26 protein-coding genes are annotated in these 24,121 nt (G+C 70.9%); 10 read left to right on the top strand and 16 right to left on the bottom strand.

Annotated features, from left to right (window positions below; translation table 11 throughout):
* Positions 1 to 824 precede the first annotated feature (824 nt).
* Positions 825 to 1,463, top strand: a complete 639-nt coding sequence (locus tag JIG36_RS50730) for a DUF6082 family protein (RefSeq protein ID WP_203384146.1) — start codon at positions 825 to 827, stop codon at positions 1,461 to 1,463.
* Here JIG36_RS50730 and JIG36_RS53795 read toward each other — a convergent pair.
* Together JIG36_RS53795 and JIG36_RS50720 are read right to left on the bottom strand one after the other, a co-directional pair.
* Positions 1,452 to 1,670 (bottom strand): DUF397 domain-containing protein, encoded by a 219-nt coding sequence (locus JIG36_RS53795; RefSeq protein WP_203384145.1) that lies wholly within the window; start codon positions 1,668 to 1,670, stop codon positions 1,452 to 1,454. The two genes, JIG36_RS50730 and JIG36_RS53795, sit on opposite strands and share 12 nt — an antisense overlap.
* Before the next feature lie 230 nt (positions 1,671 to 1,900).
* A complete protein-coding gene (locus JIG36_RS50720) occupies positions 1,901 to 2,689 on the bottom strand; it encodes a helix-turn-helix transcriptional regulator (RefSeq protein WP_203384144.1) in 789 nt (262 codons plus the stop codon).
* 49 nt (positions 2,690 to 2,738) lie between these two features.
* Between JIG36_RS50720 and JIG36_RS50715 the strand changes: the two genes are divergently transcribed.
* The gene (locus JIG36_RS50715) at positions 2,739 to 3,377 is read left to right on the top strand and encodes an alpha/beta fold hydrolase (protein WP_307873254.1); all 639 of its coding nucleotides are present in this window, start codon (positions 2,739 to 2,741) and stop codon (positions 3,375 to 3,377) included.
* A gap of 500 nt (positions 3,378 to 3,877) precedes the next feature.
* The gene (locus JIG36_RS50710) at positions 3,878 to 5,476 is read left to right on the top strand and encodes a hypothetical protein (protein ID WP_203384143.1); all 1,599 of its coding nucleotides are present in this window, start codon (positions 3,878 to 3,880) and stop codon (positions 5,474 to 5,476) included.
* 3 nt (positions 5,477 to 5,479) lie between these two features.
* On the opposite strand, the gene JIG36_RS50705 is transcribed toward JIG36_RS50710, so the two are convergent.
* The 11 genes from JIG36_RS50705 to JIG36_RS50655 all read right to left on the bottom strand — a co-directional run bounded on the left by JIG36_RS50705 (position 5,480) and on the right by JIG36_RS50655 (position 15,557).
* Positions 5,480 to 5,962, bottom strand: coding sequence for a ribonuclease FAU-1 family protein (locus JIG36_RS50705; RefSeq protein WP_203384142.1), 483 nt, complete (start codon positions 5,960 to 5,962; stop codon positions 5,480 to 5,482).
* Positions 5,963 to 5,980: 18 nt separating this feature from the next.
* Positions 5,981 to 6,364 (bottom strand): hypothetical protein, encoded by a 384-nt coding sequence (locus tag JIG36_RS50700; RefSeq protein WP_203384141.1) that lies wholly within the window; start codon positions 6,362 to 6,364, stop codon positions 5,981 to 5,983.
* Between the two features lie 169 nt (positions 6,365 to 6,533).
* Complete coding sequence (locus tag JIG36_RS50695; protein ID WP_203384140.1) at positions 6,534 to 7,832, bottom strand: VanW family protein; 1,299 nt, start codon at positions 7,830 to 7,832, stop codon at positions 6,534 to 6,536.
* Between the two features lie 116 nt (positions 7,833 to 7,948).
* Positions 7,949 to 8,692, bottom strand: coding sequence for a membrane protein insertase YidC (yidC, locus tag JIG36_RS50690; RefSeq protein ID WP_203384139.1), 744 nt, complete (start codon positions 8,690 to 8,692; stop codon positions 7,949 to 7,951).
* A gap of 63 nt (positions 8,693 to 8,755) precedes the next feature.
* A complete protein-coding gene (locus tag JIG36_RS50685; protein WP_203384138.1) occupies positions 8,756 to 9,022 on the bottom strand; it encodes a DUF6412 domain-containing protein in 267 nt (88 codons plus the stop codon).
* 19 nt (positions 9,023 to 9,041) lie between these two features.
* Positions 9,042 to 9,728: an L-2-amino-thiazoline-4-carboxylic acid hydrolase gene (locus JIG36_RS50680; protein WP_236050187.1), complete on the bottom strand. Its 687-nt coding sequence runs from the start codon at positions 9,726 to 9,728 to the stop codon at positions 9,042 to 9,044.
* A gap of 8 nt (positions 9,729 to 9,736) precedes the next feature.
* Complete coding sequence (locus JIG36_RS50675; protein WP_307873253.1) at positions 9,737 to 10,084, bottom strand: DUF6653 family protein; 348 nt, start codon at positions 10,082 to 10,084, stop codon at positions 9,737 to 9,739.
* A gap of 10 nt (positions 10,085 to 10,094) precedes the next feature.
* Complete coding sequence (locus JIG36_RS50670; protein ID WP_203384135.1) at positions 10,095 to 12,920, bottom strand: AfsR/SARP family transcriptional regulator; 2,826 nt, start codon at positions 12,918 to 12,920, stop codon at positions 10,095 to 10,097.
* A gap of 46 nt (positions 12,921 to 12,966) precedes the next feature.
* Complete coding sequence (locus tag JIG36_RS50665) at positions 12,967 to 13,728, bottom strand: ABC transporter permease (protein ID WP_203384134.1); 762 nt, start codon at positions 13,726 to 13,728, stop codon at positions 12,967 to 12,969.
* On the bottom strand, positions 13,725 to 14,741 hold the full coding sequence (locus JIG36_RS50660) for an ABC transporter substrate-binding protein (RefSeq protein WP_203384133.1): 1,017 nt from the start codon (positions 14,739 to 14,741) through the stop codon (positions 13,725 to 13,727). The genes JIG36_RS50665 and JIG36_RS50660 overlap by 4 nt, the downstream gene beginning before the upstream one ends.
* Before the next feature lie 12 nt (positions 14,742 to 14,753).
* Positions 14,754 to 15,557: a class I SAM-dependent methyltransferase gene (locus tag JIG36_RS50655; RefSeq protein WP_203384132.1), complete on the bottom strand. Its 804-nt coding sequence runs from the start codon at positions 15,555 to 15,557 to the stop codon at positions 14,754 to 14,756.
* A 101-nt stretch (positions 15,558 to 15,658) separates the two neighbouring features.
* Between JIG36_RS50655 and JIG36_RS53790 the strand changes: the two genes are divergently transcribed.
* On the top strand, positions 15,659 to 15,784 hold the full coding sequence (locus JIG36_RS53790; protein WP_268919975.1) for a hypothetical protein: 126 nt from the start codon (positions 15,659 to 15,661) through the stop codon (positions 15,782 to 15,784).
* Between the two features lie 77 nt (positions 15,785 to 15,861).
* Positions 15,862 to 16,686 carry a phosphotransferase family protein gene (locus JIG36_RS50650; protein WP_203384131.1) on the top strand — a complete coding sequence of 275 codons (825 nt, stop codon included), beginning with the start codon at positions 15,862 to 15,864 and terminating at the stop codon, positions 16,684 to 16,686.
* Here the strand turns inward: JIG36_RS50650 and JIG36_RS50645 are convergent.
* Together JIG36_RS50645 and JIG36_RS50640 are read right to left on the bottom strand one after the other, a co-directional pair.
* A complete protein-coding gene (locus tag JIG36_RS50645; RefSeq protein ID WP_203384130.1) occupies positions 16,646 to 17,434 on the bottom strand; it encodes a maleylpyruvate isomerase N-terminal domain-containing protein in 789 nt (262 codons plus the stop codon). The two genes, JIG36_RS50650 and JIG36_RS50645, sit on opposite strands and share 41 nt — an antisense overlap.
* A 9-nt stretch (positions 17,435 to 17,443) precedes the next feature.
* Positions 17,444 to 18,946: an MFS transporter gene (locus JIG36_RS50640; protein ID WP_203384129.1), complete on the bottom strand. Its 1,503-nt coding sequence runs from the start codon at positions 18,944 to 18,946 to the stop codon at positions 17,444 to 17,446.
* A gap of 90 nt (positions 18,947 to 19,036) precedes the next feature.
* On the opposite strand from JIG36_RS50640, the gene JIG36_RS50635 reads away from it, so the two are divergent.
* A complete protein-coding gene (locus tag JIG36_RS50635) occupies positions 19,037 to 19,600 on the top strand; it encodes a TetR/AcrR family transcriptional regulator (protein WP_203384128.1) in 564 nt (187 codons plus the stop codon).
* A gap of 131 nt (positions 19,601 to 19,731) precedes the next feature.
* Here JIG36_RS50635 and JIG36_RS50630 read toward each other — a convergent pair whose 3' ends face one another.
* Positions 19,732 to 20,094, bottom strand: coding sequence for a hypothetical protein (locus JIG36_RS50630; RefSeq protein ID WP_236050185.1), 363 nt, complete (start codon positions 20,092 to 20,094; stop codon positions 19,732 to 19,734).
* A 785-nt stretch (positions 20,095 to 20,879) separates the two neighbouring features.
* On the opposite strand from JIG36_RS50630, the gene JIG36_RS50625 reads away from it, so the two are divergent.
* From JIG36_RS50625 to JIG36_RS50610, 4 genes are read left to right on the top strand one after another with little or no spacing between them, the layout of a single operon-like run.
* On the top strand, positions 20,880 to 21,395 hold the full coding sequence (locus JIG36_RS50625) for an Arc family DNA-binding protein (protein WP_203384126.1): 516 nt from the start codon (positions 20,880 to 20,882) through the stop codon (positions 21,393 to 21,395).
* Between the two features lie 60 nt (positions 21,396 to 21,455).
* On the top strand, positions 21,456 to 22,298 hold the full coding sequence (locus JIG36_RS50620) for a DUF4097 family beta strand repeat-containing protein (RefSeq protein ID WP_203384125.1): 843 nt from the start codon (positions 21,456 to 21,458) through the stop codon (positions 22,296 to 22,298).
* 11 nt (positions 22,299 to 22,309) lie between these two features.
* On the top strand, positions 22,310 to 23,080 hold the full coding sequence (locus tag JIG36_RS50615) for an ABC transporter ATP-binding protein (protein ID WP_203384124.1): 771 nt from the start codon (positions 22,310 to 22,312) through the stop codon (positions 23,078 to 23,080).
* Entirely contained in the window at positions 23,080 to 23,841 is a 762-nt protein-coding gene (locus JIG36_RS50610; protein ID WP_203384123.1) for an ABC transporter permease, read from the top strand. The genes JIG36_RS50615 and JIG36_RS50610 overlap by 1 nt, the downstream gene beginning before the upstream one ends.
* Positions 23,842 to 24,121: the final 280 nt, after the last annotated feature.

Genomic DNA, 24,121 nt, shown 5'->3' with positions numbered 1-24,121 from the left:
CACCTTGAGAGTGCCTTCCGTGACGGACGATTCTGATCCTAGACAAGTCAGATCATCCCAGATCAGAAGGCACTTTCGCGTTCCCGGACGCCGCCAGCAGCAGCCCTTACTGAACGCCCGAGGCTAGGTAGGGGCGGGTTGGGGGAAGATCCAGCAGCCACCAAACGAACTAGCCGCGCAGTTTGCCGCAGAACTCCGGCCGCGCGCAGCCGAGTTCGCCTGGGAGCACGGTTCGTCGAAACGCACCGCGTAACGGCATCAGGTAACCGGGTTCGACGACTGTACCCGCCTGCCACACCGCACACTCCGAGACCGCGCAGGCCGCGTCACTGCGATCCGGCAGGCGTTCACCGTCTGCTCCCTGATCATGCTGTTCGACAACAGCGCCGCGTTCACCAGCCGCATGGCCACAACCACTGAAACATCTACCGAGACATCCCCCTGATGCATGTCACGCGACAAGACTCACAGCACAGCCTGATACACGCAAAAGATCGCCATTTTGCGCCCCGCCTCAGAGCACGGGCGGCCCCAGGAAGCGATGGGCTGAAGCAAGTCGCGAAATGATCTGGGATTTGTCGCTGGACGTCCGAGATGTTGAGCAACTGGATGCGCTCCAGACGCAGTTTTCATTTGCGCGCCAGCTGGATGCGACCTAGCAAGTTGCTTGATAGCCAAATGCTTTGTCGCGTTCGGCAGAGCGCATGAATGAGTGGTAGGAGAATGTTGCGCGCTCGTTCATAATGGCGACAGAAGCGGACTAGGGAGTTCGGATGAGGGCCAGTGAACTCCAGGCATCAACGCCTGCGCGGAGAACTTTCCGGATGCTGATGCCCGCGCTGACGTTGATCGTCTTCGCGGGCAGCACGGTCGCCGTGATCGCTTCCCCCGCGGTAATGCGTAGACTATACAGCGATACGGACTACTCGGTCATCGCAGACGTCGGCCAAGCGTACGGCGGCGCGAGCGCCGTAGTGGCCTGCATCGCCCTCTTCGTCGTGGCCGCGTCGATCCTCCTGCAATACCGGCAACTCAAAGAGGTACGACGGGACGCCGCCGCCGACTTCGCGGAGGATCTGGTTCTGCTCGCCATGAAAGATCCCAAGTACCGGCAGTGCTGGGGATCCCGCGTCGCCCCAGACGGCGTTGACGAAGACCTTTTCTACTACTGCAGCAAAGTGATCAAGAACTGGGCACGGCTCTGGGCTCTGGATGTCATCGACGAGGCACAGGCACGGGAGTATCTGCGAAGCTTCTTCGACTCCGAGGTGCCCCGGATGTTCTGGGAGAAGCACAGCGAGTGGCATCGACGAAAGCACGGGCGTCGCCGCCGCGAGCACTTCCGCGATCTGGTCAACGACGAGTACCTACGGGCTTTACGCGCCGGGCCACCGTCACGAAGCCGCGAGTACTGCGAGGCGATCGCCGAGGCGCCCACCTCGCCGTCACGGTCAGCGAGTTAGCGGCAGTTCACCGGCTTTGATCGCGTCGATGAAGTTCCGCCATTCGATCGCATCGAAGGACAGGGTCGTGCCGGGCATGGTGGAGTTCCGCATGTGGATCTTTGAGCCATCGACGGACGCCAATAGCTCAACGCAGTTCCCCTCCCCTACGCAGGATCGACTCCGTAACCATTCGCCGCCGGCATCACCGAAATGCTTTGCGAGCACGAACACTCCTCGACTGCCCTGACTGCACGGGAAATCGGCGCGCCGCAGGGATCAACTGCGCCGAACCAACGCTAGCTGCCGGCACCGCCTCGAGCCTGGCGAATGATGATGTCACCACTCTTCGGGAGACTGCGAGCCGAAACCGCGGCCCGTACGCTACCGGGAACCGATCAGCCCGCGAACACCAGGGGGCTCTGTCGAAAGGTGTTTCACAACCGGCGAAATCGCACTCATATCGGCTTCAAAGCTTCGCGCGTACGGGCATCGGCCGGCACCAGGATTCGCAAGCGAAGCCAAGGGGCGTGACTCGGCCGGCTCTGCACGGTCAACAGGCTCAGCTCGCCCAGCTCCCGGTGCGGGATCCGCTTGTGGGACGGCTCCAGGACCTGCACGTCGTGGCGCTCCCACCACGTACGGAAATGCGCATGTGACCGGAGCTCCCCGACAAGCGAGACAAAGGCCGGATCGTCGGGGTGGCGGGCGAACTCGGTCCGGAAGTCGAGCAGATTGGCCAGCGCCGTCTGCTGCCACCCGGCTGCCGTCTCGTCCCAGGTTCCGTCCGTGAAGAGCCACACCAGCAGGTTGTCCACCGGACCCAGCACGAGCCGGGCCGACCGGTTCGCGGCCAGCACGTCGAAGCGTGGGCTCAGCACGAACGCGGGATGCGGCATCAGGCCCTCGACCAGCGCGGCCGTCTCGTCGTCGAGACCGCCCGCGAGCCCGGGCGGGGCGACGCCGGCCAGCAGGAACAGGTGCTCGCGCTCGGAGGGCGAAAGCTCCAGCGCCCGGCTCAGAGCGAGCAGCACCTGGTCGGACGGGGTGACGTCGCGCGCCTGCTCCAGCCACGTGTACCAGGACAGGCCCACGCCGGAACGCTGCGCGACCTCCTCGCGGCGCAGTCCGGGCGTCCGGCGGCGGCTCGTGTCGCCCTCGGGTGGGGGCAGGGCGGCCCGGCGCGTACGCAGGAAGTCCGCCAGTTCGAGCCGGCGCGCGGATGAGGGTGGTGGTGAGGGTCCCACGATCAACCATCATCTCCCGTACGGGCGAGGTGCGGCCAATCATCGTGGCGTGACCTATCTACTGCTGCACGGCGGGGCCGGGCCGGGCTCGATGCGCCCGTTCGCCGACCTGCTCGCCGGCCGGGCGATCGTGCCCACCCACCCCGGGTTCGACGGCACGCCCCGGCCCGCCGATCTCAACTCCATCCGTGACCTGGCCCTCTTCTACAACGAGATGCTGGAAGAGGACACCACCGTCATCGGCAACTCGATCGGGGGCTGGATCGCCGCCGAGATGGCCTCGCTCGGCAGTCCCCGGCTGGTCAGAGCCGTACTGGTGAACGCGGTCGGTCTCGACGTACCGGACCATCCGGTGACCGACGTCCGCACGCTGGCCCCGGCCGAGCTGGCCGCGCTGTCGTTCCACGATCCGGCGCTGATGGCCGCCGACCCGTCGCGCCGGGGGCCGGACGTGGCCGCGCTGGCCGCGTACACGGGAATGCGCATGACCGACCCCACCCTGCGCGACCGCCTGAAAACCGTGTCACTGCCGGTACGGGTGGTCTGGGGCGAGTCGGACGGCATCGTCTCGCCCGCGTACGGCCGTGCGTACGCCGACGCCATCCCGGGCGCCGAGTTCACGCTGCTGCCGCGGGCCGGCCACCTGCCCCAACTGGAGGCACCCGAGCGACTGCCTTCCGCCATCTGAGCGTGGCAGCACCGCGCCGTCACTGACCCGTACGACCTTCCGGTCGCCGAGCGGCGCCGCCAGGTGGACGTCGACCCACGCCAGGTTGCCGACGGTGCCCACGCCCGCACAGTCCATGCCGGGGCGTTCGCGGCTCACCACGGTTCCGAGCCTCACCTCGTAAGGGGTCTCGGTCGCCGGGATCGTGAACTGGCCGTCGCACCAGCCCTCCTTCGTCCACGACACGGCCACCGAGAGGGCGAGCGGGTCCCGGCCGCCCTCGGCCGACGCGTAGTAGGCCTGGGGCTCGAGCGAGGCGACGTGGAAACGCAGCCACGTCCAGAGGGCGTAACCGCCGACGGCCAGCACGAGCACGCTGAGAAGGGCGACGATCCAGCGGCGGCTCATGGCCGCTGATTGTCACACCTGCCGCGCCCGAACGGGGGATGCGTTCCCGGCCACCGAAAGGCACGATGCCGGGGCAACGATCTTGAGGCCGGGACGGGACGGGACCAAAGACCATGCGGTGGAAGATTCTGGCCGGGGCGGCCGTGCTCGTGACGGCCGGTGTCGCGGCCGCGGTGGTGCAGCCGTCGGCGCAGGCGGCCACGACCATCCGGGTGGACAGCCTCACGCCGTACCAGCTGATCAAGCCCGGCCCGGTCACGGTGAGTGGGCGCACCACGGGTTCCCCGGCCGGTGAGACCGTACGGATCCTGCTCAACAACGACCTCAAGGTCACCGTGCCGGTCGTGGACGGGCGCTTCTCGGGCACGTTCGACACCGGGGCGCTCGGCGACGGGGTCTACACGATCTACGCCGACGTGCCGGACGGCAACGGCTACCAGTTCAGCGCGGGCACGCCGGTCTACGTCGACGAGGTTCCCGGCGACATCGTGGTGACCTCGCCCAAGGCCGGCTCGACGATCACCTCGTTCACCGAGGAGGGGCTGATCGTCGCCGGGCGGGTGGCCGATCCGGAGCTCGTGCCGCAGGTCTCGCCGATGATCGGCGAGCAGGGCATGCGGGGCATCAGCGCACCGGTGGCCGAGGACGGCACCTTCCGCCTGGTCGTGCCCGCTCAAGACGTGGCGCAGGGTCCCGTGCGGGTCGCCGTCTATCCCAACAGCTGCCTCGACTGGACGGTGTGCGGCGCGCTCGGCACCTCGGCCGTGACGATCAAGGCTTCCCCGTACGCCGTGATCACCGCCCCGACCGCCAATCAGCTCTTCGAGTTCGGCACGTCGCGGATCTCGCTCGGCCTCGAGGTGACCAACCCGGGCCCGGCCGACGAGGTCAGCGCGACCATCGACGGCAAGCTGCCCGTCAACATGGCGTCGCCGATGCGCCGCACCGCGACCCAGAGCCTCTACTGGACGAGCGTCTTCGTGACGTCGGAGGTCGGCGAGGGCCGGCACACGCTGCGCATGTCAGCCAAGATCCGCGGTGTGGCGGTGCCGATCCCCGACCGGGTGTTCGTCGTCGACTTCAGCCCGCCCTCGGTGCCCGCAGTCACCGCGCCGGCCACCGTGCTGGCCGCGTCGGCCCCGGTGAACTGGCCCGCCACCGACGACGGCGGCATCGACAACTACGACGTACGGTGGCGCACCACCTCGGCCATCCAGCCCACCAGTGGGTACGGCTACCCGTCGTCCCTGCAGCGCGTCAAGGCGCCCCGCGCCACGATCGCCCTGGCCGCCGGCAAGTCGTACTGCTTCTCGGCCCGCGCCCGCGACGTGGCCGCCAAGACCAGCGACTGGTCGCCCGAGAAGTGCACGCTGACCCCGTTCGACGACCGCTGGCTGACCGTCTCGAAGAACACCAAGCGCATCTCCTGGCCCGGTTTCGTCGCGAACACGGCCACCACCATGCCGGCCAAGGGCACCGCCTCCCGCCCCGGCGTCACCGCCACCCAGGTCGGCGTGGTGGTGCGGGCCTGCCCGACGTGCGGCCCGCTCACCGTCGCCCACGCCGGCACAAAGCTGGGCACCATCTCGCTCAAGGCCTCGATCCCGACCCGGGTCGTGCTGTGGCTGCCGGTCACCAAGCAGCGCACCGGCACCCTGACCCTGACCGCCCCGAACGGCGCCACCCTCGACGGCGTCTTCCTGCGCCGCTAGACGCTAGGAGTCCGGGAGCATCTTCCAGCCGCGGTCGAGCCAGGGCTCGGAACGCTGGTGCAGCAGCTGGGCGCAGCCCTCGGCCACCACGCGGGCCAGCTTGGCGTCGTCGGCGGTCATCCAGCCGTTGCGGACCGACTCGTCGTACTCGTCCCAGTCCTCGATTTCCACGCGCCCCTCGGTCTCGTGGAGCACCGGGTCGAGTTCGAGGTCGACGTACTGCCAGCCGTTGCCGTCGCGCTCCGGCGGGCGGCACACGTCGATCTCCAGACGCCGGTCGGCCGGGTCCCCGACCCACCACGCCGCCCACGGGCGGCCCGGCGCCAGCAACACCACCACCGGCACCTCCGAGCTGCCCGTGGCGTGGGGCGCCCGCCACGGCGTGCCGACCGGCCCGCGCAGCCAGAAGCCGTCCTCGTCCTCGGCGAACGCCTCGAAGTCGAACCAGAAGTCGCCCTGCGGACGCTTGATCTTGCGCAGGCTCATGCTCGAACTCCTCAGGATTCAGTAGTCCAGGTAGATCGGCGCCTCGACGATGCCCTCGTAGAGGGTGGCGCTCCGGGACGCGGGGTGGCCGAACAGCAGTGCCTCGCCGCAGCGGACGGCGACGACCGTATCCCCCCGGCGCCACCAGGTGTCACTCACGCCGGCGACCTCGTCGAACGGCTCGAACCCGGTGAGATCGAGGTCGTCGACGGCCTCCCCGTGGATCGTCACGATCCGCGGCGAGCAGTGCGCCGCCGACCATTCCAGCGCGAGCGCCTCGATCCACCCGGCGACCGACCGGTGCAGGGCGACCTGGGAGACGCCGTTCTCGATGGCGAACTCGCCGCCCGGCCCGACGACGAACCCGTAGTCCATGGAATATCGCTCGGTGTCGGCGAGCACCGGCTCGCTGCTACGGAGAATCTTCGGGCCACCGTTGTAGAAACGGCTCGGCGGAAGCAGCAGCCCGCCCCGGGGCCCGTCGACCCGGTGCCCGTGAGCCTGGACGAACGATCGCGCGCGTCTGGTGAGAGTTCCGGAAATCAGATCATCAGCATCTATGGAACCCAGCCTAATCCAGGCCGCGATACGTCCAGGTGAGCGTGTTGGTTCCGGTGACCTCGCCGCCCTGCAGGATGGTGCGCTTCACCGTGATGCGGAAACCGCCGTTGTCGCGGGGTGAGCGCGGCCCGGTGACCGACTCGACGTTGCGGTCGCCGGTGTGGCCGTAGAGGCCGACCGTCACCGACGTGCCGGTCGTGCGGACCCGGATCACGAACGGCGCCGACGTGTTGTTGTGGATGACGTTGTCGATGGAGCGCCAGTCCAGCGTCGCCTCGCGGCCCGGCGGGTAGCGGGTGATGTAGAGCGAATGCGGCTGGTGCCGGCGGATGTCGAGCCCGGCGAACCAGGCCGCGTTGAACAGGGTCGTCGAGAACTGGGAGACACCGCCGCCCAACTGGTCCTCCAGCTCACCGTCGACGATGGCCGGCGCGGGCACGAAGCCGCGGGCCCGGGTGCGCTCGCCGGCCGTGTCGTTCAGCGAGAACGTCGCCCCGGCCGGGACCACGGTGCCGTCGACCAGGTCGGCGATGCGGTGGATGTTGGTGACCCGCGGCGCGCAGCACGGGTGGTAGGTGGTGAACGTGCCGATCAGCTGGTCGACCCCGGCCAGCTTCGGGTCGGCCTCGCCGGGCGGCAGCGTGCGCACGGGCAGGGTCAGGGTGGTGCGCCCGGCCCGCACGGCCTCGGTCAGAAGCCGTACGGCGTCGGCGGTCGGCACGCCCCGGCCCGGCTCCCCCTTGTCCAGGGTCACCCCACGGTCCGAGGCCTCGTACGCGAGATCACCCTTCCCGTCGAGCAGGGGCGCGGGCGCCTCGAGCCGTACGGAAGCGTCGCGGGCCGGCCTGGTGACCGGCGCCAGCAGCGTCTCCAGCGCCTGGGCCGCCCCCGCCTCGTCGACACTGAGCACCGCCTCCACGTCGTGCCGCCCGCCACCGGGCAACCGCAGCCGGGTCGCGCCGACCTGTCCGCGGGTGGCGTCGGCGTCGAGCCGGATGCCCAGCTCACCGGGCCGGGCCGTGAACCGCTGCGAGCCCACCACGAGTTCCACCGGCTGCTCGACCTGGTCGCGGACCGGCCCGTCCAGCGCGTCCCGCAGTTGCCGCTCGTCCAGGCCACCGACGGCCACACCCGCGACGAACGTGTTCGCCGGCACCACGGGCGACGGCCGTACGAGCAGAACCCCGACCCCGACCAGCAGCACCAGCACACCGGCGGCAACGGCTGTCACCCACCGCCATCGGTGCCGCGCAGACGGCGGCGGAACCGCGGCGGTCGCGGTCCAGTGGCCGGGCGGGGAACTCGTCATGAACTGATCATGCCGCGACACGGTGCCCATGCCATCCGCAGAACGACTGCTCGCGCAGAGCCGCGCGTGTCTCGGCGACGCTCCACCCGGCCGCCTCCCGGCAGGCCCCGATCCAGCTACCGGCTGACGGGTACCAACGGATAGCGCCGCAACAGCCACGCCTGCTGGCCGAGCGCGAACACGTTCTGCGTCGTCCAGTAGAGCAGCACCCCGACCGGGAAGATCACGCCGCTGACGAGCAGGGACAGCGGGATCCCGTACGTCATCAGGCGCTGGATCATCTGCTGCATCGGGTCCTCGACCGGGGCGTTGCGGGTCTGCGACATCCGCATGGTGAAGAACGTCGTCGTCACCATGGCCGCGATCAGGACCGCCGCCACCAGGGCGCCGCCGCTGCTGAAGGTCGACGCGAGCGGGGCGCCGAGCAGGGTGGCGTGCGACGCCTCGTGGAACTGGGCGGCCGTCCAGCCGTACAGGGTCTGCGAAGCCGGGTCGGTGATCGTCGGTCGCAGGTGGCGCAACACGTGGAACAGCCCGAACAGGATCGGCGCCTGGACGAGCAGGGGCACGAAGCTCGCGTACGGGGAAACGCCCTCGCGCCGATAGAGCTCGGTCATCGCGGTGCCGAGCGCCTGGATGTCGCCCGGGTGCTTGTCGCGCAACGCCTTCATCTCGGGCGCCAGTCGCTGCATGGCCCGCTGCGAGCGCATCTGGCGGACGAAGAGCGGCAGCAGCGCGACGCGCACGGTCAGGACGACAAACACGATGGCGACGACCCACGACCAGTCGGCGCCGAGGAAGCCCCAGACCGACTGCCAGAGCTGGATGAGTTCGGAAATACCGGTATAGATGACGGACATGGCTGACCCCTGAGAAAGAGAGAGACTGCTGGCGGACAGGCGTCACCAGCGGCCGCGTCTTGCTCAGGCGGCCGCCGGGGGCCGCACAGTCGGTCCTCTCGGGCGGGTCCGGCCCGGGGCGTCGGGGTCGCGATAGCGGGGCACGCCGGCCTTGTCGGCCCGGCTGCGCAGGGCGAGCCCGTGGGTGGCGGTCTCGTCGCCGCCGACCGCGCGGACGACCAGCAGCACCACCGCCGCCAGCGCCGCCACCACCAGAACGCCGGCCAGCGTGGACGGCCCGGCATCGGTCAGCATGCTGACCAACCACCAGACCGCACCCAGCCACGTCATGCCGACAACGCTAACAAGGTCACGCCAGCTCTTCGAGAGCGTCGCTGTAGGCCGCCAGCGGATCGTCGGTCGCCACCACCCGGAACCGGCAGGCGTCGCCGCCCTGCGACATCAGCGTCGTCCGTTCGGCCCGCAGGCCGCTGACCGCGGGGTCGACCGCCCGCATCCAGTTGGCGTCCCAGGCACACATCACCGTGGTCAGACCCGGGTTGCCCCGGCGGGTGAAGTGGTCGAGGAAGAAGCACCGCCCGACCCGCATCTCGAAGTTGCCGGGGCCGGGCCGCTCGAACGCCATCTCGTAGTAGTCGCCATAGAGCGGCGCCTCCTTGCGGCAGGCCTTCTCGATCGCGTCCATCGGTTCCGGGCGCCGGCCCAGCGCGGAGAAGGCGACCTCGAACGGACGGCGGGCCACCTCACCCACCACGTGCCGGAGGAAGAGCACCGTACGCCGTTCGTCACCCCCGAGGACCGGGAGCAGGACCTCGTACGCGGCCTGGACCGTCGACGTGAGTGCGAGCATGCCCTCCGACTGCGGGTCGACCGGCATGTCGGCGTCCTGCGTGGCGATCTCCCCGGCCCGTACGCGAATCGTGTCCAGAATTTTCTCCCGCTCACCGGGCGCTTCCCGGCGCAGGTAGAGGTCGATGCCCTCCAGCAGCTCGCGCGGGGCGAACCGGCCCATGAACCAGCGACCTTCCAAAGCCATCAGCCGGTTCATGCGCCGTGCTCCCAGTCCGCGTACCGCTGGTCCCGGTTCTTCATGTCGGCGAACAGCAGCACCATCCGGTCGATGAACCAGGCCTTCGCGCACTGCACGATCGTGATGCCCGCGGCCACGTACAGCAGGCCGGGAAGGCCGAGCACGATCAGCCCGTACGTGAGCAGCGCGATACCGGCGATCTGGAACGCGTAGGTGACGGCCGGAACCTTGGAGTCGAGGAACTGCCGCGGGATGTCGGCGGTGGTGCGCTCGGCCCAGATCCGCTCGCCGAACACGGGCTTCTCCTTTCGTCGAGGATGTGCCCGCCAGCGTGGGCGCGCGTTCTGCCACGCGACTGCCACGGCGCTGCCGTCAGGCCCACTCCTTCGCCGTGGCCCGCAACTTGGCCGCCTCCCGCCGGGCACCCCGCGCCTCGGCGATCCGGGCCAGACCGAGCAGACAGCGCCCGTACGGGCTGCCTCCGAGCGCCGTGAAGAAGGTGGCCCGGGTGCGGCGCGCGCCAGGGCTCTCGGCCCATGCCCGGACCTCGCCGAACAGCGTCTCGGCGGCCTCCACGTCACCGCCCGCCAGCAACGCCTCGGCCAGGCCGCAGCGGGCCAGAGCGGCCTGCCAGCGACTGTCGCCCGCCTCGGCCTCCCGCACCGCATCGGTCAGCAACGACCGCGCCCGGTCGAGATCGCCGTCCAGAACCGCGAGCCGGCCCAGTTCGGTGCGGACGAAGGCTACGTAGTGCGGCAGCTCGAGCCGGCGGGCCACCCGCAACGCCTCCCGCAGCTCGGAGGCCGCCGTGACCCGCTGCCGGGCGGCGGCCGCCAGCAGCAACCGGGCCCAGCATTCGAACGGCTCGTACACGCAGCGCCGGGCCCGGGCCAGGATGTCGTGCCCGAGCCGCCCGGCCTCGTCGAGCCGCCCGGCCCGCACCGCACCGGTCGCGGCGATGAGGTCCGAGCTCGCCGCCCAGAAGTCGTCCCCGGTGGCCAGGATCGTGACGCGGGCCTCGGCCAGCAGCGTCGCCGCGCGTTCCGGGCGGCCGGCCGCGCCCAGCACGAGCGCGAGGGTCTGCCGGGCCCGCGCGGTCTCCCACTCGTCGCCGGCCGCGAGCGCGAGGGCCAGAGCCCGCTCGCCGGCGTCGACGGCCCGCTCGACGTCGTGGCGCTGCCCGGCCAGATAGCTCAGCGTCACCCAGGCCGCTGGTCCCGGCTCGGGCGCGACGGCCAGCGCCGCCTCCAGCCAGGCGCAGCCCTCGGCGTGCCGGTCGGCCGCGCCCCAGAACAGCCAGAGCGAGGCGGCCAGACGCAGGGTGCTACCGGTGTCGCCGTCGGCCAGGGCGCCGTCGAACGCGGTCCGCAGGTTCTCGTATTCGGCGGTGACCCGGCGGTGCCAGCCGCGGTAGTCCGCGTGGCGCAGACCGGCCTCGGCCGCCTCGGCGAAACGCACGAAGAACCCGCGGTGGGCCCGGGCCGCGGCACCGCCGTCCGACCGGTGCTTCCGGCCGTACGCACGGATCGTCTCCAGCATGCCGAAGCGCGGCTGCCCGTCCGGGTCGGTGCCGGCGGTGAGCAGCGACTTGTCCACGAGCCCGGTCACCTCGTCCCGGCCCGCGCCCACGGCCTCGGCCGCTTCCAGCGAGAAGCCGCCGGCGAACACCGACAGCGCTGGGAAGGCCGCGCGTTCCCGCGCGTCGAGCAGGTCGTAGCTCCAGTCGAGGGTGGCCCGCAACGTCCGCCGGTGCGCGACCAGCAGACGGAAGCGGTCGTCCAGCCCGGCGGCGATGTGGGTGACGGGCAGGGCCCGGACGCGGGCGGCGGCCAGTTCGATGGCGAGCGGCAGCCCGTCCAGGCGACGGCACACCTCCCCGATCGCCCGGGCGTTATCGGCGGTGACGGTGAAGGAGGGCAGCGCACCGGCGGCCCGCTCCTCGAACAGCCGCACGGCCTCCGACCCCAGCAGCTCCCCCGGCTCCCGGGCGCCGGCCTCGGGCAGGGTCAACGGCGGCACCGGCCACTGTGCCTCACCGGTGAGGCCGAGCGGTTCGCGGCTGGTGGCCAGCACCTGCAACCGCGGGCAGGCGGCCAGCAGCTGGGCCACGAGCGCGGCCAGCCCGGGCAGCAGGTGTTCGCAGTTGTCCAGCAGCAGCAACGCCTGCCGGTCGCGCAGGTGGGCGACGAGGTCGCCGTCCGGCGCCCGCACGGCCAGGGCGGCGGCCACCGCCGGGGTCACGGCGGCGGGGTCGGTGAGCGGCGCCAGCTCCACCAGCCAGGCGCCGCCGGGGAACTCCCCGGAGGCTAGGCCGGCGACCTCGACGGCGAGCCGGGTCTTGCCGACGCCGGGTGGTCCGGTCAGCGTCAGCAGCCGGGCGTCGTGCAGCCGCTTGCCCAGCTCCATCACCTCGTGGTGACGGCCGACCAGGGAGGTCAGCGGCGCCGGCAGGTTCCCGCCGGCTCGAGCCGGGGCCGGGGCGAGCACGTCGGCCTGGATTCGTTGCAGCTCCGGACCGGGGTCGAGGCCGTAGTCGCCGGCGAGCACCCGGCGGGCCCGCTGGAACGTCTCGAGGGCCTCGGTCTGGCGGCCCCGGCGGTGCTGGGCGAGCATCAGCTGCCCCCACAGCCGCTCACGGTAGGGATGCTCGGCGACCAGCGTCTCGAGTTCGCCGGCGAGCTCGTCGTACGCGCCCAGTGCCAGATCGGCGTCCACCCGGTCCTCGATCACGTCCAGCCGGAGCCGGTCGAGACGCGCGGCCTCGGCCTGCACCCACGGATGGCTGGGCAGCCCGGCCAACGCCGCTCCCCGCCACAGCGCCAGCCCCGCCCGCAGGCAGTCCGCGGCCTCGCGCGGGTCACCCGCCCGCAGCGCCGCGCGGCCCTCCCGGGCCAGCCGTTCGAAGCGGTGGACGTCGACGTCGTCGGGCGGCACGTCCAACCGGTAGCCCGGGTCACGCCGCACGACGCGGTCGCCGCCGAGCAGCGCCCGGAGCCGGGAAACCTGATGCTGCAACGCGTTCGGCCGGTCCTGCGGCCCGCCGTCACCCCACAGCCCGTCGATGAGCCGGTCGGCCGGCACGACCCGGCCGGCGTTCAGCGCCAGCAGGGCGAGCAGGGCATGCTGTTTCTCGCCGGCGATCCGGAGCCGCCGTTCCCCGGCGGTCACCGCCGGCGACCCGAGCAGAGCGATCCTCATCGGGCGCTCACCACGCCCCGAGGCTGTCCCCGCCGCCGCGCCCCTGTCAACCGGCGGGGCTGGTTGTCTCGCGGATCCAGGGCAGCGTCAGCAGCTCGACCGCGACCAGCAGGTAGTACAGGGCGATGCTCATCGCCGCGACCAGGGCGATCGCGGCGAACGAGAGCGCGGTGTCGGAGCCGGCGGTGGTGATGATGTAGCCCAGCCCGGAACCGGCGCCGAACAGTTCGCCCAGCAGCACGCCGATCACGGCCAGCGGCAGGCCGAGTTTGAGGCCCACGAAGATCTGGGGCAGCGCGCTCGGCAGGCGGATCGTCACGAACGTCTGCCAGCGGCCCGCGGCCAGGGAACGGGCGAGCTCGGCCAGGTCGGCCGGGGTGCGGGAGAGGCCGGTCACGACCGCCAGCACGATCGGGAAGAAGCACAGCAGCACGGCCATGACGACGCTCGGCTCGCGCCCCACGCCCAGCCACACCAGCAGCAGCGGACCGAAGGCCATTTTCGGTACGGCGTTCAGCGCCACCAGCGACGGCATGAAGGCGCGCTCCAGTGTGCGGGAGGTGCCGAGCGCCGCCCCGATCACCAGCCCCAGCACGACGGTGATGCCGAAGCCCTGCACGGTGGCCAGCAACGTGATCCCGGTGTTGTCGAACAGGTAGCCGGGCATCCGGCCGAACGCCTGGACCACCTGCGGCGGGGCCGGCGCCGTGTAGTCCTCGACGTCGAACACCACGATGGCCAGCCACCACACGCCGATGCTGACCGCGCCGCCCAGCCCGGCGAGCGCGAGGGCGCCGAACCGGGTCACTTCGGCAGCAGGTCCACGGAGATGACCTCTTCGGGCTCGAAGACCTCCGGGATGACCCCGGCGCCCTGCAGGATGGCGATGTTGCGGGCCACCCGCTGCGGGTCGAGCGCTCCCACCGCGGTGCCTCCAGCGGCCGATTTGACGTACGGGACCATGAGCGTGTTCTCGGCGGCCGCGACCGGCTCGGGTTGGATCTTCTCGTGCTGCGCATAGATCCGGCCGGCCTCGGCGGGGTCGGCGACGGCGTCGCTCAGCCCCTTGAGCAGCGCCTCGTTGAAGCGGCGGACCCGGTCGGGGTCGTCGTCGGCGGCCTTGCGGGTGACCCCGATGCCGACGCCGTAGAGGTCGGTCAGGTAGTCGGTGTAGGGCAGCACCGTGATCACGCGGCCCTTGGCGACCCGCTCGATGCCGGGCTTGCCGACCGCGAACTGGGTGGCCGCGTCGACCGTGCCGGCGGCGAGGTTCTGCGGGTGCTGCTCGAGCGGCAGGTTCACCCACTGGATCTTCGACTCGTCGATGCCGGCCAACTTCGCGTACGTGGGAAACAGCGCCTTGGCCACGCCACCCGGCAGATAGGCGATCTTCTTGCCGGCCAGGTCTTTCGGGGTGTTGATGCCGCTGCCCGCGTGCGCCATGATGCACTGCAGGTTGCGCTGCTGGATGGCGTTGATGATGGTGAAGTCGCGGAACTTGTTGTTGCCGAACTCGATCATCGCGGCCGTGATGTCGACCGCCGCGAAGTCGACCTGGCCGCTCTGCAGCAGTTGCAGGTTGGGGCTGGTGCCCTTGCCCGCCTGCACCTCCACCTCGAAGCCGGCGTCGGCGAAGTAGCCCTTCTCCTGGGCGACGTAGATGTACGCCTCCCGGCCGAGAATGCTGGCGCCGGTGAGGAACTTGACGTGGTCGAGGTTCGCGGCGCCGTCACCCGGGCCGTCGCTCTCGCGGGCGGTGGTGCATCCGGGCGTCAGCACCAGGGCCAGGGCCGCGATCACGGCCGGCAGCAGTCTTCGCATCTCGCAGGCTCCCTAGGGTCGGTGGCCGGTCGTCGAGAGCAGCAGGATGCCGCGCAGCACGAGGCGCGGGTCGAGGGCGAGCCGTCGCATCGCCAGCAGGTCCTCGGCCTTCATGCCGGCCTCGACGAGCCGGTCGTTAAGTTCGGTCGAGCCCGCATAGGCCAGCAGGCAGGCGCCCGTGCCGCCTTCGAACGAGCCCTGCCAGCCCTGGGTGTCGACCCGTTCGAGGCCCAGGTCGAGCATCGCGGCGTGCTTGAGCCGGTTCCACGTCTGGTCGTTGCCGCTGGCGACCAGCACCCGGGTCAGCGCCTTCTCGTACTCGGCGAAGATCTCGAAGGCCCGGGGGTCGGGGGTGGACAGCACCGCGCGGCTCCAGCCGGCCTCGATCTCCTCGACGATCAGCACCCCGCCCGGCGCGAGGGCCCCGGCCAGCTTGGCCAGCACCTCGCGGCGCTGCGGCAGGTGCTGCAGCACGGCCCGCGCGTGGATCACGTCGAAGGGGCCCTCGGGCAGCGGCTCGGTGACCACGTCGTGCCGCAGGACGGTCAGGTGCGGGTGCGCCTGGACGTGCTGCGGCTTGAGGTCGGTCGCGATCACCCGGCCGGTCGGGCCGACCTGCTCGGCCAGCCAGACGGCGATCGTGCCGGCGCCGGCGCCGACCTCGAGACAGCGGGCGCCCTCCCGCACACCGGCCTCGCGCAGCCGCCGAACGGTGAACTCGTCGAGCGTCGCGGCGAGGGCACCGAGCAGGTCGGACGCGGTGGGCTCGTCGTTGTCGAAGGCGTACGGGGCATCGGACGCCCGGACCGCGGTCATGCCACCTCCAAGATCATGACAAATACGACGCCCTGGACCTTAACGACCCCCACCGCAAGATTGGAACGAAGAATTCAAATGCATCGATCTTTTACAACGGAGTGCCGCCCGGACGGATCGAGCGGCTGAGAGGCGAACGGCCTTCCTTCCGTACGCTCCTGGCCGGCGCCGGCCTGGCCACCGTGGCCGCCGCCATCGCCCTGCCGAAAGCGCTGCTGGGCCACTGACCTTTGCGGAGTCGATCAGGCTGCGGCATAGTCGGCCGGGTGCCTCGATCCATCCGCGTGTCCCCCATCCCGGTCGCATGAGACCGGACTTCACCTCGGAGGCGATGCGGGCCCTGCGCGTGCGGCCCCGGGCGATCGCGGGCCGGCTGGAGTCGCGGTCGGGCGCGGGCGTCCACCCGGTGACGACCGCCGACGGGGCGCCGGCCTTCCTCAAGGTCGCCCCCGGCACCCGCGAGTTGCGGTTCTATCAGGAGCTTTCCACCGCGGTTCCCGTACGCACCCCCGACCTGCTCGGCCACGTCGAGTCTCCGGACGGGGTCGCCCTGCTGCTGGAGGCGGCCGGGGAACCGCTCGACGTGACACAGTGGACGCCGGCCCTGTGGGCGGCCCTGTTCCGCGACCTGGCCGCCCTGCACGCCATGGCCCCGCCGGCCGGCTGGGCCACGCCCGACGATCCCCCGCCGGCCGCCCCCGAGATGGTCCGCGCCTTCTGGGAGCCCGCCCTGCCACAGCTCGACGAACTCCTGTCCGGCACGGACCGCCTGATCGAGGCCCGCTCGGCGACGCCACCCGCGTTCATCCACGGCGACTGCCACACCGCGAACATCACGCACCTCGACGGGACGCTCGTCTTCTGCGACTGGCAACAGGCGGGGGTCGGGCGTCCGGCGGCCGACCTGGCCCTGCTGAGTGTGCGGGCCACCCCGGCCGGCGTGACCGTGCCGATCGACGCCGGCCCGTCGGTGGTGGCCGAGGAGCTGGCCCTGCTGCTCTTCCAGTGGCCGTTCTACGCGGCCTGGAACACCCCGGACGGCAACGCCCGGATCCAGGCCCGGGCCCGCACCCTCGCCGACGAATGGCTCAGAAGCCCGGGAACACCGCCCGCAGCTCGTCCAGGCTGACGTTGCCGGTCACGGTGAGCCCGTCCGGGGTGAACTTCGGCCCCAGGCGGCCGACGAGCAGCCGCAGGGCCGCCTCGAGCGGGCCGTCGAACGTCGCCGTCGGGGCGTCGGCGGTGGTGGTGAACGCGACGCTGTCGCCGACGACGATGCGGTACGGCGTTCCGCTGACCTCGACCACGGCCGCGTCACCGGCCAGGTCGGGCTTGCCGATGAAGCCGATCAGGAAGGCCAGGCCCCCGCTGAGGTGCTCGACCAGCAGGGCCGCCGATCCGGGAAGCAGACCGGCCTGCGGGTCGAGGCCGGCGCGGATGTCCCAGGTGTGGTTGGCGACCTCGTTGAGGCGCAGGCCCGCGAACGAGGCCAGCGGCACCGGCTCCGGCAGGAACCCCGGGTTGACGGTGATCGTCTCGTGCTGCTCGGGGGTCAGGGCCTCGAGGGCGGCCACGAACGCCTCGTCGGACTCGCGCCAGTCGGCCGCCTGCGCCTCGGGGCTCTTCGCGTTCCAGCGGTCCCACACACCCGGGTTGAAGTCGGGGCCGGGCTTCTCGCCCTCGCCGATGTGGGCCTGGAAGCCGGCCAGGGCGATCTCGGCGCCGCTGCCGAGGTGGGAGAAGACCTGGGCGACGGTCCAGTCCGAGGCGCCGGACGGGCCTTCGAGCTGCTCGGGGGTGAGCTTGTCGAGCAGGGCAGCGAGGGCGTCGTGCTCGGTGCGAAGGGCCGCGATGGTGCCGGCCGCAAAGGTAGTCATGCCTGAAGCCTAGATCCGTGGCTGGGGCTCGGACGGCACCACCCGCCAGGCCAGCACTCCGGCCACGAGCAGCAGCACGGCGGCCACGAACGATGTGCTCTGCATAGCCTGGGAGAACGCGTCCTGTGCGGCCGGCCGCAGCGACGCCGGGCCCGACTGGACGGCCGTGGCCAGCGACTCCGACACCGCCTCACGCGAGCCGGCGGGCAGGGCCGACAGGTCGGGCAGGGCCCGGCGATAGAGCAACGTCTGCAGCGTGCCCAGCAGGGCGATGCCCAGGGCCACCCCCAGCTCGTACGCCATCTCGGAGATCGCCGAGGCGGCACCCGCACGCGCGGGCGGCACGGCGGCCAGCACCGCGTCCGTGGCGGCGGTGAAGGCCAGCCCGACGCCGAAACCGACCACGATCAGGCCCAGCGCCAGCACCGTGTAGCCGGTGAGGCCCTCCCCCACGGCCAGCACGGCCAGACCGGCGGCAGTGGTCAGCAGCGCGGCGCCGAGAGCCCGGCCCACACCGAGGCGGCTCATCACCCGGACGGCGACCACCACGACCACGATCGAGGCGATGGTCAGCGGCATCTCGCGCAGGCCCGCCTCGAGCGGCGAGTAGCCCCGAACCAACTGCAGGTACTGCGAGAAGAAGAACAGCAGGCCACTGAACGCGAAGATGGCGATCATGCTGGCCACGACCGTGCCGCTGAACGCCGGACGGGCGAACAGGGTGACGTCCACCAGCGGCGAGGCGAGACGACGCTGACGCCGTACGAACCAGATCGCACCCGCCACTCCCGCCGCCGCCGCGGCCAGCGCCGTCACGTCGAGGCCCTCGTGGGCGGTGTGCTTGACCGCCCACACGAACGGGACGATCGCGGCCACCGAGAGCAGGGCGCTGAGCGGGTCGAAGCGGCCCGGGGCGGGATCCCGCGACTCGGGCACCAGGAACGCCACGCCGAGCAGGACCAGCAGCATGATCGGCACGTTGATCACGAAGACCGAGCCCCACCAGAAGTGCTCCAGCAGCAGCCCGCCGACCAGCGGGCCGAGCGCGGCGCCACCGGAGGCGCCGGCCGACCAGACGGCGATGGCCCGGGTGCGCAGGCGAGGCTCGGGGAACAGATTGCGTACGAGGGAAAGGGTCGACGGCATCAGCGTGGCCCCGGCGACACCCAGCAGCACCCGGGCCGCGATCAGCCAGCCCGCGCTCGGCGCGAAGGCCGCCAGCAGCGAGGCCACGCCGAAGCCGGCCACCCCGAACAGCAGCAGCTTGCGACGGCCGATCCGGTCGGCCAGCGTGCCCATGCTGATCAGCAGGCCGGCCAGCGCGAACGAGTAGACGTCGCCGATCCACAGCAACTGGTTGCCGGTCGGCGCGAGGTCGGCCATGAGCGCGGGCACGGCCAGCGCCAGGACCGTGCCGTCGACCGCGAGCAGCGTCACGGCCAGGGTCAGTGCGGCCAGGGCAGCCCACCGCCGGGCGCCGACCCGCTCCGGGGCAGCTGTTTCCACCGTCATGCCGCCCACGCTAGCCGACCATTTGGTCGGTAGAACAGACCACATGGTCGGCTACTATCGTGATGTTCCTGACTTCCAGGGAGCTGATACATGCGGGACACGGCGAGGACGCGACGGCTGGTGCTCGACGCCGCCGCCCGCCTGGTCGCCCGGCAGGGCACCGGCGTGAGCATCGACCTCATCGCCCGCGAGGCCGGCGTCTCCAAGAGCGGGCTGCTGCACCACTTCCGCAGTCGCGACCAGCTTTTCCTCGAGCTCGCGGAAGACCTGGTGGAGCAGTTCCACCGCTCGGTCGAGGCCGCCGTCGACCCCCGCGACCACGCCGCGGGCCGGCTGATCCGGGGCTACGTGAACGCGACCTTCTCCGCCACGACCGACGACCTGACCAGCTCGGAGCACATCACGCTGGCGGCGGCGCTGTCCGGCGTCCCCGGCGTGGACGCACTGATGCGCGAGGACACGCGGCGCTGGGCCGAGGCGTTCGACGCCGACGGCCTGCACCCCGACCGGGTCCTCCTGATCACCCAGGCCGCCGACGGCGCGTCGCTGGCGGCGCTCTACGAGGGTGAGCCCAACCCCGAGAAGCTGCGACGCACCCGCGAGCTGCTGCTGGCGCTGAGCCATGGAGAGGGCCCACTTCAGGGCACGCCGTAGGGCAGCCCGCTTCAGAACGCGGTTGATCGGCCCGCTTCAAGACGCGGTTGGCTGGCCCGCCTCAGGTGAGCCCGTTTCAGGGCGCAGTTGGTCGGCCCGCCTCACACCAGCCCGCCTCAGGTCAGCCCGCTTCAGGGCACGCCGTAGGTCAGGTCCAGCGAGTCGGCGCCATCGGCCCAGGTGAGCGTCAGGTGCCAGCAGCCCGGCCGGGGCAGGTCGATGATCGACGGCCCGGGACCGCCGGCAACTGTCCGCTCGGCCGTGACGGTGGTGCCGGCGAGCGCCGCCCGGATCTCCAGGTCGCCGCCCCGCTCGATCGGTTCCCGGGCAACCCAGAGAATCTTGTTCCCCCGATCCGGCGCGGGCGGGCTGGTCAGCGGATAGCCGAACAGAATCGCCATGATGTCACCCTTGGCGCCGTACACATGCTTGGTGCCACTGCCGTCCCAGCTGAAGCCGGCGCGGGCCCACTCGGGCAGGGCGTCGGTACGCACTTGTTCCCCACACAGCTCCCCCGCCGGTGACAGCGACGGGGCCGCCGACTGCGGCGGCGCGGCGGCGGGTCGGGGCGTCCCGGTGCGGGCAGTGCAGCCGGTAAGCACCAGTACAGCAGCAGCAACGACAGCGACGGTCCTCATACCCGTACGACACCGCCCAGCCCAGCCAAGTTCCGGCCTGGCACCACCCGCCCAGCCTTCCCGCCCGACCTCGCCCCGCGTTCCGGCTTTGGCCCCACCCAGTGGAGCGCGCACCACCCCACCTAGCACTCCGACTTGACCTCACCCAGCGCCCGGGCTCGGCACCGCCCGCGTTCCGGCTTTGGCCCCACCCAGTGGAGCGCGCACCACCCCACCTAGCACTCCGACTTGACCTCACCCAGCGCCCGGGCTCGGCACCGCCCGCGTTCCGGCTGGCACCACCGCCCGGCCTCGAAACCGCCCCGCCCAGTGGAGTCCCGGCACCGCACCGCCCCGCGTTCCGGCTGGCACCGCACCGCCCAGGCTTGGCACCACCCCGCCCAGCAGAGCCCCGACTTGGCACCACGCGGCCCGACCGGGGTAGGGGTAGCTGGCCCCAGGCGCATTACCCGCCCTCCCAGGGGGTCCCCCACCTGGGCAATTGTGGCGGAAAACGTCGATCAACGCGGAGCGCCCTGTGGACAACTCCGCAGTGTGGATAACCCTCGGCCTGAGGCTCCGACGTGCTATGGCACATGCTTGGCACCACGCTGAGCCAAAGTGGCATTGCATTGGTGCCATGCGTGTGCCATAGTAATGCCATGGACTTGACCTCGTACGTGAGCAACCTGGGACGTGAGTTCGCCACCCTGGCCGAGGCCGGTGGCGAGGAATCACGTGCGCTGGTCGAGCGCCTGACCGGCTCGCTCGAATCGGCGATCCGGATGACCCTGCTGGACGCGCTGTCGGCCGCCGCCGACGAGATCAGCCGCGACCTCGCGCCGGGCTCGGTGGAGCTGCGGCTGCGCGGCCGCGACCCGAACTTCATCGTCACCCCACCCCCGGCCGAGACAGCGCCGGCCGCACCCGCCGAGAGCGCGCCCGCCGCCGAGCTGCCGCTCACCGAGGACGGTCCGGCGACCCGGATCAACGTACGCATGCCGGAACAGCTCAAGAACCTGATCGAGGAGGCCGCAGCCAAGGAGGGCCGCTCGGTCAACGCCTGGCTGGTGCGGGCGGCCGCCGCCGGTCTGCAGCAGCCGGCCCGCCATCAGCCCGCGGCGACTCCGGCCGCCCCCAAGCGTTCCACCCAGGGTTTCACCGGCTGGGTGCGCTGATTCTCCACCACACCTCTGACCTGCAGTAACACTCCACCGACCCGAATTGTGGGGACCACCATGCCGGAATTCGACACTCCCGAATCGATCACCGTCACTCTCGACCTGGCCGTCGGCAACCTCCGGGTCGCCGCGAGCGAGCGCACCACCACCGTCGTCGAGGTCCGCCCGACCGACGAGCACGACGAGTCCGACGTCGAGGCCGTCGGGCAGGTCCGGGTCGACTACGCGAACGGCACCCTGCGGGTCACCGGCCCGAAGCGCTACTTCGACTTCTCGCGCAAGACCCGGTCGGTCGACGTGAACATCGAGCTCCCGCTCGACTCGCGCGTCTCGGCCGAGTTCGCGGCGGGCGGCATCCGCTGCGAGGGCCGCCTCGGGCAGAGCCGGTTCAAGTCGTCGGCCGGCGACATCTGGCTCGAACGCACCGGCCCGCTGCGGCTGAGCACGGCGGCCGGCCACGTCACGGTCGACACCGTGGACGGCGACGCCGAGATCACCACCCACTCCGGGCGGATGCAGATCGGCGAGGTCAACGGCTCCGCGACCATCAAGAACTCCAACGGCGAGACCATCATCGACGCCGTCACGGGCGACCTGCGGGTGCGCTCGGCCAACGGCGACATCGCGGTCGAGCGGGCCGGCGCCGGCGTCGACGCGAAGACGGCCAACGGCAACATCCGCGTCGGCGAGGTGGTCCGCGGTCAGGTCACCCTCGGCACCTCGATGGGCAACCTCGACGTCGGCATCGCGCCCGGCACGGCGGCCTGGCTCGAGGTCAACACCAGCTTCGGGCACGTACGCAACGAGATGCAGAACGCCACCCAGCCCGACGACACCGACCGGATCGTCGAGGTGCGCGGCCGTACCTCGTACGGCGACATCCTGATCCACCACTCCTGAGGGGACCAGTCATGAATGCCACGCTGACCAAGCCGGCCATCTCCGTCGCCGGCCTCCGCAAATCGTTCGGTGACCACGTCGTGCTCGACGGCGTCGACCTGCAGGTCCAGGCCGGAACCGTCTACTCGCTGCTCGGGTCGAACGGCGCCGGCAAGACGACGATGGTGCGCATCCTGACCACGCTGCTCAAGCCCGACGGCGGCACGGCCACGGTGGCCGGGTACGACGTCGTGTCCGAACCGGCCAAGGTGCGCGGTTCGCTCAGCCTGACCGGCCAGTTCGCCGCGGTCGACGAGATCCTCACCGGCCGCGAGAACCTGATCATGATTGCCAAGCTGCGGCGCGTCCCCGACCCCAAGCGGGTCGCCGACGACCTGCTCGAACGGTTCAGCCTGACCGACGCCGGCGGCCGCCGGGTCGGCACCTACTCCGGGGGCATGCGCCGCCGGCTCGACATCTCCATGAGCCTGATCGGGGACCCGCCGATCATCTTCCTCGACGAGCCCACGACCGGGCTCGACCCGGAGGCCCGCATCGAGGTCTGGAAGGAGATCCAGGACCTCGCCGGCGGTGGCACCACGGTTCTGCTCACCACGCAGTACCTGGAGGAGGCCGAGAAGCTCGCCGACCGGATCGCGATCCTCCACCAGGGAAAGATCATCGTGGAGGGAACGATGGACGACCTGCGCAAACTGCTTCCCCCGGCCCAGGTCGAGTACGTCGAACGTCAGCCCAGCCTCGAAGAGATCTTCCTGTCCATCGTCGGAAAGCAGGCCCAGTGATGACCGCTCACGTTCTCAACGACACCGGTGTGATGCTCGGCCGCTCGATCAAACACGTGAGCCGCAGCCTCGACACCATCATCACCGTCACGATCATGCCCATAGCGTTCCTGCTGTTGTTCAGATACGTCTTCGGCGGGGCGATCCAGAGCGGCAGCGGCAACTACACCAACTATCTGATGCCGGGAGTCCTGCTCATCGCCATCGCGAGCGGGATCTCGTACACGGGCTTCCGGCTCTTCAACGACATGCAGAGCGGCGTCTTCGAACGGTTCCACTCGATGCCGATCGCCCGTTCGTCGGTGCTGTGGGGCCACGTACTGACCTCGCTGGTCTCCAACGCGATCTCCGTACTGGTCATCCTGCTCGTCGGCCTGGGCATCGGTTTCCGTTCCTCGGCCGGCCCGCTGGCCTGGCTGGCCGTGTTCGGCATCCTGGCGATCTTCACGCTGGCGCTGACCTGGCTCGCGGTGATCGCCGGCCTGTCCGCGTCCACGGTCGACGGCGCTTCCGCCTTCTCCTATCCGCTGATCTTCCTGCCGTTCATCAGTTCGGCGTTTGTTCCTACCGAGACGATGCCGGGGCCGGTCAGGGCGTTCGCTGAGAACCAGCCGGTTACTGCGATCGTCAACTCGATTCGGGCGTTGCTTGATCAGGATCCGGTGGGGAACGACATCTGGGTCGCGTTGGCGTGGTGTGTGGGGGTGTTGGTGGTCTCGTACGGGCTGGCGATGATGGCTTATAAGCGCAAGATCGCTTAGTTCCGCGGTGATGGCGGCGTCCGGCCTGGGGGGCCGGGCGCTGTCTGTCCTCTTTTGCTGGTATCCACCCTCGGGCGAGGGGCGGGCTGGGTCCCAGGCGGCCGTCGTCGCCGGTCGCTCTCGCTGCTGCCGCCGGGCCTCGGGCGAGGGGCGCGCTGGGTCCCAGGCGGCCGGCGTCGCCGGTCACCCTCCCTGCCGCCACCCACCCTTCAGCTACGGCACGCTGGGTCCCAGGCGGCCGGCGTCGCCGGTCACCCTCCCTGCCGCCACCCACCCTTCA

Origin of the sequence: Paractinoplanes ovalisporus (genome assembly GCF_016834655.1) — a bacterium.
GTDB lineage: Bacteria > Actinomycetota > Actinomycetes > Mycobacteriales > Micromonosporaceae > Actinoplanes > Actinoplanes ovalisporus.
Note: the sequence above shows the minus strand (reverse complement) of the source record. Positions and strands in the feature narration are given on the sequence as shown.